Source organism: Phenylobacterium sp. (assembly GCF_041919955.1).
Lineage (GTDB): Bacteria > Pseudomonadota > Alphaproteobacteria > Caulobacterales > Caulobacteraceae > Phenylobacterium.
This window is the reverse complement of record NZ_JAYRSU010000041.1, coordinates 1-10,774: the sequence shown is the minus strand read 5'-3', so window position 1 is coordinate 10,774 and position 10,774 is coordinate 1. Positions and strand designations below refer to the sequence as shown.

The following is a 10,774-nucleotide window of genomic DNA, read 5'->3' as shown; positions in this document are numbered from 1 at the left end:
CTTTGATGTCGTGGACGATGAGCGAGTCTGGCCAGGTCAGCAGGGTTGGGACGACCAGGCCGACCCCCTTGCCGCTGCGGGTCGGCGCAAAGCACAGCACGTGCTCGGGACCGTCGTGGCGCAGATAGCCCTCGCGCACCTTGCCTAACACCACGCCGGCGTCGCCCAGCAGACCCGCGCGCGCGATCTCCCGCCGCCCGGCCCAGCGCGCCGAGCCATAGGTGGTGACGTTGCGGCTTTCGCGGGCGCGCCACACCGACATGAGCATCGAGGCGATCACGGCCGCAGCGGCGCCCGCCGAAATGATCCCGGCGCCTTCCAGGAACACCCGCGGCGCATAGGCGTCGAACGCGAACCACCACCAGAAGAAGGCATAAGGCGGATAGAGCGGCAGGCCCGCATGGACCGCCAGCGGATCGCCCAACTGCGGCTGGAACCCAAGGCGCCAGGCGCACCACTGGGTCGCGGCCCAGATCGCCGCAAGCACTAGCGACAGCACGACCGTCAGCTGGGCCCACATCACCTTTGTGCCAGACATCGCAGTCCTCCTCAGATCTGCAGGGTCGGGCGGCGGGCGAAGCTCCATTCGACCCGCCCGTTCTCGCCCATCACGCCGGCTACATGCCGGCCCAGCCGCGCATCGAGATCGGCGCGCCAAGGAACGAGCTGGAAGCCGAGTGCGCCTTCGATGACCGCGAAGCGCCCCGAAGCCAGGTCGAGGCGGCTTCGATAGACGCCCTCGACCGGCTCGCCCACCGACGCGGGCGCTTCGCGCCTACCCGTCTCGGCGGCCACGGCCGCGGTCGCCGATTGCAGATCGCGAGCGCGAAGGGTCGCCAGTAGATCGCGGGCGAAGAGCACCTGCGCCCCGCGTCGGCGGGCGAGTCCCGCGCCAACCAGATGCTCAGCCCGCGCCGCCATGGCCGCGCGAACGTCCTGACCAAAGCCCCGCTCGGCCGCCCGCTGACCCGTGCGGTCGAGGAGCCGGCGATCGAGCCATGTAGCGCCGGGGGCTTCAATCTGGGCGGCCAGGTCCAGGTCCGAGCGCACGTTCAGCACTTGGCGGCCGCTCTCCAGCGCTCGCAGCTCCACCACAGCCCCGATCGGGGCATCGGACGCGTCGGCCAGGTCGCGCAGGGCGAGGTGATGCAGTTTGCCGTCCACGCCTTCGACAACCGCGAAGGCTGTACCGGCCAATTCATCGTCATGGCCGCGAGCCGCCAGACGCCCGACCACCTCAGTGCTCGCCAAGGCGAAGTCGGCTGGATGGGCTGGGCGGTCCTGGCCGCGCATCACCGCATGCAACCGGGCGATGACGTCGCCCTCGCGGCCCAGCGCCTCCAGGGTGGCTTTCGCCTGGGGCTGCAGTCGCCAGCGCCCGCGGCCGGCCGATTGCGCCAGGCCCATCGCCTCCAACCGGCGCGCCCGCGCAATCAGCGCCTGGTGCAGAGCATCGCGCCGCTCGCCGCCGGAGGGCCTCAGGTCGGCGATCCCCTGGCCGCCCGCCAGTCGCTGCAGTCGCCGGTCGAGCTCCGTCCAGCGCTCGGCGCCGGTCTGACGTTCGAGCTGCGCGGAAACCTCCAGCGCGTTGCGGGGTCCTAGCTCCATCTGGATCAGCTCGCCGGCGCGCGCCCGCAGACCGCGGCTGATGTAGTCGCGGCTGATGACCAGGTCGCTTCCGTCGTCCGCGCGTCCGCGCACCAGGATGTGGAGGTGCGGATGGCCGGTGTTCCAGTGGTCGATTGCTATCCAGTCGAGCCGAGTGCCGAGATCCATCTCAGCCTGTCCCATCAGGTCGCGGGCATAGGCGCGCAGGTCGGCGAGTTGCTCGCCATCATCTGGTGAGACGATGAAGCGGAAGTGGTGGCGGTCGTCGGCGCACCGTTCAGCGAAGGCCGATGCGTCGGCTCGCTCGCCCGCCGCATCGAACATCACGCCCGGCGTGTCATCCTTTGCGACCCCCTCGCGCTGCAGATACTTCAGATGCAGGCCAAGCCCGCCGCCGCGCCGTCCGGCCCGCACCACCCTTGCCTTCACCACTGCGCGGCGCAGCGTCGGATCCACGCCGCGCGAAGCGGCCAGGCTCGCCGCCCGCCCTCGACCGAAGGCGCCCCTTGCGGGTGATCGGGAGACGGCGAGCCCGCCGGCCCGTTGCGCCGCGGCCAACGCCTCGCCGACGAAGGTTCGGCGCCCGCGGCTGCGCCGGTCACCGATGCGACCTGGCCGAACCTCGAAGTCCTCGCCCCGCGTCATCGGCCGACCTGCGAGGTGCGCTTGGCGGTTGCCAGGCCAGGCATACAGCAACTCCGCAGGCTGCGCCTGACGTTCACACATCGCGCCTGACCTTTGTAATCACGGAATATTTTTCGTCCCACACCCCGCCGCACATCGCGGCTTTTATCCTGCCATCCCCTCCACCCTCGAAAAGGCAGCCCCTCCCCCATCTGCAGGCCCATCATAAGGACGCTCATGGCCTGGCCTCACCCACCGCAGCGGGAGTGACGAAGAGTCCCCGGGCCGCGGTCTCGGGCGCCACGAATAGTGTCGGACGCGGGGCCTGGAGCGCGGAGCTGGAGCCAGCGGTCGCCAGGATCTTCGGCGCAATCGCAGCGACATAGGCGCGGGTCTCCGCCGGCAATGGCCTGCCGGCCAGATAGGCCTCGTAGCGGGCTGGCCCGGCGTTGTAGGCGGCGAGAAAGCCCGCCGCACCGAACCGATCATGCATCTCGCGCAGGTAGGCGGCGCCGGCCAGGATGTTGTCTCGCGGAGCGAATGGATCGGCGCCGAGGCCATATCGTCGGCGCAGCTCCTCATAGGTCTGCGGCATCACCTGCATCAGTCCCATGGCGCCCGCGCGCGACACCGCCCGTGTATCGAAGGCGCTCTCGGCGCGCATCACCGCCCAGATCCAGCGCTCCGGGATCGCGAACCGCGCGGCAGCTTCCTGCACGAACGCGGCGTGGTCGTCCGCGAGGGCTGGCCTGCTGCACAGCAACACCGCCAGCAGCGTCGCCGCCAGCGTTCCCCTAAGCATCGGGCCGCCTCGCGCCGGCGATCGGCCTTGCGCGGCCGACCACCGTGACGCGCGCGACAGGGCCGAAGTATCGGCCGTCCAGAGACCGCGTGTCCGAGTTGAGCAGGAAGACTTCGTCGTCCGCGAGCCGCCGGCAGCCGCGCCATGCCGGGAGCGGCCGGCCGGCATGGTCGATGGCGAGCGCGCTCGCCAGCTGGACCTGATCGACGAGAATGATGTCGCCGAGGCGGCAGACCTGCTGGGGCGGCGCGGCGGCGACCTGCTTGATCAGCAACACGCCGCGTGGGGCGTAGCCGCGGGTCGCGAGCCAGGCGGCAAGGTGCGCTGGCGGCGCCACCGCGGCCCATTCCCCGACACCTGGCATGCGGCCGGCGTCCACCCAGTAGAGCCCCTCCGGCGCGCTCGCCGTGACGTTCCAGACCAGACGCGGTGGACCACGCAGGCCTGCTGGCGCGAGTGCGACTGCGAGGCCGAACGCGCCAAGCACGGCGAGCGCCGTGCGGCGCGGCCGCCGCGCCTGACGCGCGTGCATCACGGCCGGGGGCCGTCGAAAGCGCCGCTCGGGCGCCTAGCCGGCCGCACCAGGCCTGCGCCAGGGTCGTTGGTGGAAATGCGTGACCCGCGATCGGCCCAAGCCTGCAGGTCGCCCATCGCATAGACGACGCGGCCGCCGATTTTCTTGTAGGCGGGGCCGGTGCCAAAGGTGCGATGCTTCTCGAGGGTTCGGCCGGACAGGCCGAGGTAACGGGCCGCTTCAGGCGTACGCAGCAGTCGCGGCGGCAGGGGGGCGTGGACGTCGGACATCATGGCGCTCCGTAGAGGTTGAGGTCGCGCCGGTCTGACGATCACCCGGCGTCCGACAAGCCTCGCCGACGCCGAATCAACCCGGGATGGCGAAGGCGATGCGCCCCCAAACCCACATCCGATGCGCTGCGACGCCCCCGCGCCCGAACGGCGGCGCGGGGGCGCGCAAGCTCAGCTCCGCGGCTGTTTCGCGTGCAGGTAGTCGCAGGCCTTCTGGGCATGCGCGGCTGCCGTGAACAGGAACCGCGGCTGGGCCTTCAGCACCTCAAGCCAATGACCAAGATAGGCGGCGTGATCCTCTCGCGGCGTCAGTTCGAGACCAAGATCCGCGCAGAGGAAAGCCGCTCCGAGTTCGGCGACGAGCTCCTCGCGGGCATAGCCTTCGTCCCCGAACCGCTGGCGGCCGAAGTCGCGGTCGAGGCGGGTCGGATGCCGCGTCCAGTGCGTCATTTCGTGCGCCAGGGTCGCATAATAGCTTTCGGGATCGTCGAACGCCTCGAAGGGCGGCAGTTGCACGTGATCGCTACCGACCGCGTAATAGGCCATGGCGCCGCCGTGCCGGATGTCCGCACGCAAGGCGGCGAAGAAGGCTTCGGCGGGACCGATCCGCTGCAGCCGATCGAGTTGCGGCTGCGCCAGGGCGTAGAAGTGCGCCGGCAGACCCTCGACCTGTTCGACGTTGAACACCGTGTAGGCCTTCAGGAACGGGAACTGAAACTCGACTTCCTCGCCGCTGGCGTCCCGTTCGGTGCGCGAGACGCGGTTGGCGTAGACGACGGTGGAGCCTTTCTCGCCCCGTCGCACGGCGCCGCCAAGGGCAAGCGCTTGGCGAAACGTGATCCAGATCGGCGCAGCGTAGCCGCAGGCCACTGACTGCGCCCACAGCAGCAGCACATTGATCCCGCTATAGGGTTCCCCCGTCGAGCGCAGGGGGCGGCAGATGCGGCCAGCCATATGGTCGGCCGACCAGGGCTTGGTCCAGGGCCGCACGCCGCGCTGCAGGTCGGCGACGATGGCGTCGGTGACGCGGGCGTAGAGGTCTTGCCGCGGGCCTTTCGGACGCACGGCGGGGTTGGGGCGCGACATGGCGGCCTCCAGAGTTCAGGTTGTAGGAAGAGCCGCCGCCCCGGCGCGTCCGGGGCGGCGGCGCGAGGTTCAGTCCGCGGCGCGGCTGCGCGACCAGATCAGGGCGTAGCCGTCATCGGCGTCGACCAGGGAGGCGTAGATGGGCGACGCGAAGCTCGGGTCGTCCAGCTTGACCGAGAGGTAGTCGCGGTTCTCGCGGCTGGTCTTCTTCCAGGCGGCCCCAAACTCGGTCTGGCCGGCGAAGATGCGGTAGTCGGGGGCCTTGTCGTTATCCTTCTCGGCGGGCCGGAACACGGCCGCTTTGACATTGAGGGTGAGGGTCTTGATGTCGCCGTGGATCGAGCCGTCCTCGAACTTGGCGAATGCGCCGATGGTGGCCATGGGATGTCTCCGTGCGTTCGGCCGCGCCGATCGCGACCTCGATGGCGATCCCAGGCCGGGACTTGGCGGGGCCTGCAGCCGATCGGCCCGCAGCGCAGCGGAGGACGGCGACGGAGGGCTTGTTTGTAGCGCGAGGAATGACGCCGCAGGCGGCAGGGGAAAGAAGCCGTCCAGAGCCGTTGCAGGCGCCGCTACGCCTCGGCCCGATCACGCCACGAGGCCCGCGCCGCGCGGCTCTTGCGCTACGCAGACATTCGGTGAGCCCCGCTTGGCGCCTTCGCCAGGTTCGGGAGGTCGGCCAGGCGCCGGGCGAAGGTCTGATCCGCGAGGCGCCTCAGCGTCGGCGCCGGCCCGGCGGACGGATTGCAGATTGGCCCCGAACGCATCGGCGGCCTTGAGCGGCAGGCGGCTCGGAAGATGGCCAGCCGCGCGCCTGCGCGCTCGGGCCGCAGATCGGGCGCCCGGCCGCCCCTCCCCGCCTCGCTGGTCGACGCCGACTAAAGTCGGGAAGACAGCGCCTGCAAAGCGGCCGATGCGCCGCACCGAAGGTCCAGGGGCGGCGCTCGACGTGCAGGTCTGTAGTCTAGGCGGCGAGGTTCTGCGCCGCCTCGTCGCCGCCTGAGGCTTGGCAGGGTCTCAGCAGGACCGGCAACCAACCGGCCTGTAAGACCAGCGGTTCGGCGGCCTCGATGAGGTCTCCCTTGCGTAGGTCGGTAAGGCGCTGCGCGGCCTCGCCGCCCGCCGCCTCGGCGACCGCTTCCAGGATGCGGGCCTTGGTCACGCGACTGAGATAGCGCCGCGCGTCAGGTTTCCAGTCGCCGCCGATGGAGAGCCCGGTCGCCCGCGCCAGCGCATCGGCGTGGGCGAGCGCGGCGCCGCGCCCTTGCCAGCCGCGCACCGCGTCGGCGGTCAGGCTGACGCAATGGGCGAGCAGGCTGGCGCGGCTGTCGCTGTCCAGGCCGACCACGAAATCCCAGGCCGACGCCGGTTCGTCCGGCATCTGCCGCGCCCAGGCCTCGTGCCGCGCGGCGATGCGGCGCTGCGCCGCTCCATCGTCGATCCCGGTCGCGTCCGCATCGAGGTTGCGGGAGGCGCAGCGCAGGTCCAGGCAGGTCGCCTGCGCACTGGGAAAGAAGGTCCGCAGCACCAGGGCATGGACAAGCCCCAGCATGGCGACGTCCGGATGTTCGGCGAGCACATCGCGTAGTGAAGCGGTGCGATAGGCGGTGAGTTCGGCCACCAGCCGGTCGGGCAAATGCGCCCCAGCGGCCCCGTCCTCGTCGTCGGAGTCTTCGGCTGCATCCGCATCGTCGGGCGCGGCCTCCTCGGCCTCCGGTTCAGGCGCAGCATCCTCGGGACGAATGAAGCCGCGCTCGATCCGCGCCTGACCATCGTGGCCGAGCATGACGAAGAGACCGCCGCGAGCGGTCTCGTCTGCATCGTAGGCGTAGCCCTCGCCGAAGGCCTCCAACGCCGCATCGATCTCCCTCAGCCGCGCCTCGGTCTCGGGCGGCAACTCGTCCAGTTCGGCGTAGCGCTCCACCAGTCCGTCATACTCCGCCGACAGGGCGGCGATCTGCGCTGCGTCTGCTTCGCCGCGTTCGACATAATGAGGATAGACTCGCGCAAAGCCGTGTCCGGTCGGGTAGTCCAGATGCGCCTCGCCCCACTTCCAGCCCTCGCCGGCGCGCAGGTCTTCGGCGAGCGAGGTCAGCTTTTCCATGACCAACGCGTCGAGCAGGACCACGTCGTCAAGCCAGCCGCCCTGGTCGTCGGTGAAGAGATCGCGGGTCAGCGGGCCGCCCGCCTCACAATAGGCCTCGACGCCGACGAACTGCGCCCGCCGGTCGCTGGCTGCGATCTTGGCGGTGGTGAGGGCCGCGCGGATATAGGCGGCCGAGCGGTTGTAGGAGAGCTGCTCGTAGACCTGTTCCTGCCGCGCGTGGTCGTCGGTGACCGCAAACGCCATCAGCTGGTCAAGGCCAAGGTCCTCGGCGCGGTAGAGATCGATCAGCCGGGGACTAAGATTGGCGAGGCGCAGCCGCTGGCGGACCAGCTGCGCGCCGACGCCGAAGCGGGCGGCGATCTCCTCGGCGCTCCAGCCCTTGCGTTCGTGCAGGTCGCGGAACGCCTCGAACTGATCGGCCGGATGCATGGCGGAGCGGGTGACGTTCTCATCGAGGCTGATTTCCTGCGGATCGAGTTCGATCTCGATCATGCAGGAAACAGGATGGGTCTTCTTGATGGCCTTTCGGCGCGCCAGCAGTTCGAGCGCCAAGCGGCGTCCCTCTCCGATGGTCACCAGCCAGAAGCCGGTCATCGCGCCCGCCTCGTCGCGCTCAGGCTCGACCACCGGCTTCTGCAACATCTTCTTGGCGCCGATGCTGGCGGCCAGCGCCTCGATGGCTTCGGCGCTGTGCGGGGTCTTGCGCACATTGCGCGGCGACTTCTTGAGCCTGTTGAGGGGAATTTCGATTTCCGCGCCCGAGACGATCTGGTCTTGGTCTTGCTGGGTCATCACGACCTCCTTTTGGATCAGGGTGGCAGGCGCATGGCGCGCCTGGCGCCCTGCCCGTCGGCGAGACCGGGTGTGCAAGCGGAGACGCCGCTTCGCGGGGAACCGGCTGCAGTGCCCCTGGCGGCCCTGCGCTCCTGTTTCGCCCTGCGAGGGGGCCGAAGCTGGGCGGAAGCGGCGTTGAAGCGCGCCGAGGGCGGAGCCCTAAGCCCACCCCCGCGCGAGCGCGCGGGAACAAGAATGAAGATCCCATGGGGCGGGGTAGCGCTCCGCTCGGCCACCAGCAGAGTGAGGTCGCTGTACCATTCACCTGCTGGAGACCGCCTGATGCCCGACGCCCACCCCCAAGACCAAAGCGCCATCCGCACCGATCTCGGGGCGATCTTCGTTTCGCTGGAACTCAGCCGATCAACTTGGCTGATCACTTCGCTGTCGCCAGGCGCAGGCGAAAAGCTCTCCAAGCATTCGGTCTCGGCCGGCGACGTGGGTGGCCTTTTGGCGCGGTTCGCGCAGCTTCAACAGAAGGCCGCCGCTCGCATGGATCGGTTGTTCCCGATCATCACCATTCAGGAAGCTGGCCTAGATGGATTCTGGATCCATCGGGTTCTCATGGGCGAGGGCATCGAGAGCCATGTCGTCGATGCGGCGTCGATCCTCACCTCTCGTCGCCGGCGCCAGGCGAAGACCGATCGGATCGACGGTGAAACCCTGGTGCGGACGATCTTGGCGTACAAGCGGGGAGAGCCGCGCGTGTGTTCCATGGTCCGGCCGCCGACGCCCGATGAGGAGGACCGCAGGCGTGTCTGCCGTGAACGGAAGACGCTTTTGGCCGAGCGGATCGAGCACACTAACCGGATCAAGGGCCTGCTCTGCGCCCAGGGAATCTTCGACTATGACCCGCTGCTGAAGAGCCGGCGAGCGCAGCTGGGCGCCCTGCGAACCGGAGACGGACGCGAACTGCCGACCCGACTGAAGGCGCAGATCAGCCGCGAACTCGATCGGATCGAGCTGCTGATGGAGCAACTCAAGATCGTCGAGGCCGAACGCGACGCGCTTCTTGAGCCGTTGGCTGACACCACCCCGACGCCAGCGGTGATGTTGGCGCAGTTGAAGGGCATCGGCTCGCAGATCGCCGCCATCCTCTGGTCGGAGGCGCTCTACCGCCATTTCGACAATCGAAGGCAGGTAGCGGCCTACGCCGGACTGGCGCCGACCCCCTGGAAGAGCGGGTCAATCGATCACGAGCAGGGCGTGTCCAAGGCTGGGAACCCGCGCCTGAGGACGACGATGATCCAGGTGGCCTGGCTCTGGACACGGCATCAGCCCGGCTCGGCGCTCAGCCAATGGTTCTTCGAGCGGGTGCAGCGAAACGGCGGCCGGATGCGCAAGACCACCATCGTCGCCCTGGCGCGGAAACTCCTGGTGGCCTTCTGGAAGTATGTCACCAGCGGCGTGGTGATCGAGGGGGCCGTCATGCAGGCCGCCTGAGCCCACTTAACCCTATCCCCAGGGCCTGATCAGTCCTGACGGATCCAGGCGGGCGGACCGATTGCAGCCGTGGCCTTCAACCAGCCGCAGATGAAGAATGGTCCCGTCCTCCTGAGCCCCAACGTCATCGAATGCGGGAAGTTGGTTCGGTCGCATCCTGCGGCCACCGAATGTGAGGTTGATCTGGCCTTGATGGCCCGGTCGGACGAGCGGGCTCAGACTCGGATACCGGCGGAAAAGATCAGCGCCGGCTGCGCGGCCGCGCCTATCCAGCTCCGCCCGCCCCACAGCAGGCGGCCGACTCGCCAATGGCGTGCGCTTCCTGGATCGGCGGACAGGGCACGTCGCCGTAGGAGCAGTAGACGCAGCAGTCGCCCGCCTTGGGCTTGAGGACGGTTCCACAACCCTGGCAGTCGTAGAAATACTGGCAGGCGTCGGTCGGCATGGTCTCGGTCGCCTTGTGGCCGCAGTGCGGGCAGGTGAGCGTGGAGCGGGCCTGGATCTGCGCGGCGTCCATCAGCGGGCGCTCCGGATCAGCGCCAGAGCCCAGGGCTCGATGATCGGCTGCCAGATGAGGGCGAGGAGGACGAGCACCGTGGCCGCGCCGAGCAGGCCGATCCCGAGCCGCGATGGCGCAGCGCAGGCGCTGTCGAGCCGGCACATCCGGACGCGGCGCCAGGTCAGCACCCAGCCCATGCCAATCACGCCGAGCGCCGCGAGCGTTAGCCAGGTACGCTGACCGGCGACCCAGCTCAGGCCGCCCAGGCCAAGTCCGGCCAAGGCCAGCGACATCGGCAGGACACAGCACGCAGCCCAGGCGAAGACCGCCCCGGCCCCAGCCGCGACGGCCGCCCAGCTCAAGGCAGTCTCGGCGGGCGTCCGACCCTGTCCGTCTGGTCGGGCTCGAAGCCCGCTGGTTGCAGTCATAGGGTCGCCTCCTGGTCCAACGCCGAAAATGATGCCATCTGTAGCGACTACAGACTCAAGCCCTAATCGTGAGCTGCAGACCATGGCTGAACAGGCGATCCAGATCGGCGAACTCTCACGCCGCACGGGGTGCAACATCGAGACAATCCGCTACTACGAGCGGATCGGCCTGATGCCGGCTCCGCCGCGGCGCGGCCGCTACCGCAGCTATGGCGGCGAAGACGTAGGCCGCCTCGGCTTCGTACGCCGGGCCCGCGAGCTGGGCTTTACGCTAGACGAGGTGCGCGCCCTCCTGGGCCTTGCCGGTGGAGGACAAGCCTCTTGCGCCGAGGTGAGAACCCTCGCTGCTTCGCACCTGACAGACGTCCGAGCGCGGATCGCCGACTTGAAGCGCATGGAGCGGGTCCTGGCTGACTCCGTTCGGGCCTGCGACGCGGGGCAGGACCCAGGCTGTCCGTTGATCCAATCCCTCTATGCAGAACATGGGCCGTCGCCGGACAGCCTTGACACTAAAATCCCCATGTGAGGCTGCAAGGAGC

The 10,774-nt window shown here is 69.2% G+C and carries 12 protein-coding genes; 2 read left to right on the top strand and 10 right to left on the bottom strand.

The genetic code is table 11. The annotated features are described in order from the left end of the window. The 8 genes from ACE3T2_RS20785 to ACE3T2_RS20750 all read right to left on the bottom strand — a co-directional run. A partial coding sequence (locus ACE3T2_RS20785) for a type IV secretory system conjugative DNA transfer family protein (protein WP_374660941.1) occupies positions 1-538 on the bottom strand: 538 nt, incomplete at its 3' end. 11 nt (positions 539-549) lie between these two features. Beyond that, positions 550-2,253, bottom strand: coding sequence for a relaxase/mobilization nuclease domain-containing protein (locus ACE3T2_RS20780; RefSeq protein ID WP_374660939.1), 1,704 nt, complete (start codon positions 2,251-2,253; stop codon positions 550-552). 214 nt (positions 2,254-2,467) lie between these two features. Then, a complete protein-coding gene (locus ACE3T2_RS20775; RefSeq protein ID WP_374660937.1) occupies positions 2,468-3,034 on the bottom strand; it encodes a lytic transglycosylase domain-containing protein in 567 nt (188 codons plus the stop codon). After that, positions 3,027-3,566 (bottom strand): S26 family signal peptidase, encoded by a 540-nt coding sequence (locus ACE3T2_RS20770; protein ID WP_374660945.1) that lies wholly within the window; start codon positions 3,564-3,566, stop codon positions 3,027-3,029. Before ACE3T2_RS20770 ends, ACE3T2_RS20775 begins: the two co-directional genes overlap by 8 nt. Further along, positions 3,566-3,838 carry a helix-turn-helix transcriptional regulator gene (locus ACE3T2_RS20765; RefSeq protein ID WP_374660935.1) on the bottom strand — a complete coding sequence of 91 codons (273 nt, stop codon included), beginning with the start codon at positions 3,836-3,838 and terminating at the stop codon, positions 3,566-3,568. Before ACE3T2_RS20765 ends, ACE3T2_RS20770 begins: the two co-directional genes overlap by 1 nt. Positions 3,839-4,009: 171 nt before the next feature. After that, positions 4,010-4,924 carry an ArdC family protein gene (locus ACE3T2_RS20760; RefSeq protein ID WP_374660933.1) on the bottom strand — a complete coding sequence of 305 codons (915 nt, stop codon included), beginning with the start codon at positions 4,922-4,924 and terminating at the stop codon, positions 4,010-4,012. Positions 4,925-4,993: 69 nt separating this feature from the next. Continuing rightward, positions 4,994-5,305 carry a DUF736 domain-containing protein gene (locus tag ACE3T2_RS20755; RefSeq protein ID WP_374660931.1) on the bottom strand — a complete coding sequence of 104 codons (312 nt, stop codon included), beginning with the start codon at positions 5,303-5,305 and terminating at the stop codon, positions 4,994-4,996. A 583-nt stretch (positions 5,306-5,888) separates the two neighbouring features. Continuing rightward, positions 5,889-7,823, bottom strand: a complete 1,935-nt coding sequence (locus tag ACE3T2_RS20750) for a ParB/RepB/Spo0J family partition protein (protein ID WP_374660929.1) — start codon at positions 7,821-7,823, stop codon at positions 5,889-5,891. Between the two features lie 324 nt (positions 7,824-8,147). On the opposite strand from ACE3T2_RS20750, the gene ACE3T2_RS20745 reads away from it, so the two are divergent. Beyond that, complete coding sequence (locus tag ACE3T2_RS20745) at positions 8,148-9,308, top strand: IS110 family transposase (protein WP_374660943.1); 1,161 nt, start codon at positions 8,148-8,150, stop codon at positions 9,306-9,308. A 265-nt stretch (positions 9,309-9,573) separates the two neighbouring features. On the opposite strand, the gene ACE3T2_RS20740 is transcribed toward ACE3T2_RS20745, so the two are convergent. Next, positions 9,574-9,825, bottom strand: a complete 252-nt coding sequence (locus tag ACE3T2_RS20740) for a GDCCVxC domain-containing (seleno)protein (RefSeq protein ID WP_374660927.1) — start codon at positions 9,823-9,825, stop codon at positions 9,574-9,576. Beyond that, on the bottom strand, positions 9,825-10,169 hold the full coding sequence (locus tag ACE3T2_RS20735) for an MFS transporter permease (protein ID WP_374660925.1): 345 nt from the start codon (positions 10,167-10,169) through the stop codon (positions 9,825-9,827). Before ACE3T2_RS20735 ends, ACE3T2_RS20740 begins: the two co-directional genes overlap by 1 nt. A 148-nt stretch (positions 10,170-10,317) precedes the next feature. On the opposite strand from ACE3T2_RS20735, the gene ACE3T2_RS20730 reads away from it, so the two are divergent. Next, positions 10,318-10,761 carry a helix-turn-helix domain-containing protein gene (locus ACE3T2_RS20730; RefSeq protein WP_374660923.1) on the top strand — a complete coding sequence of 148 codons (444 nt, stop codon included), beginning with the start codon at positions 10,318-10,320 and terminating at the stop codon, positions 10,759-10,761. Positions 10,762-10,774: the final 13 nt, after the last annotated feature.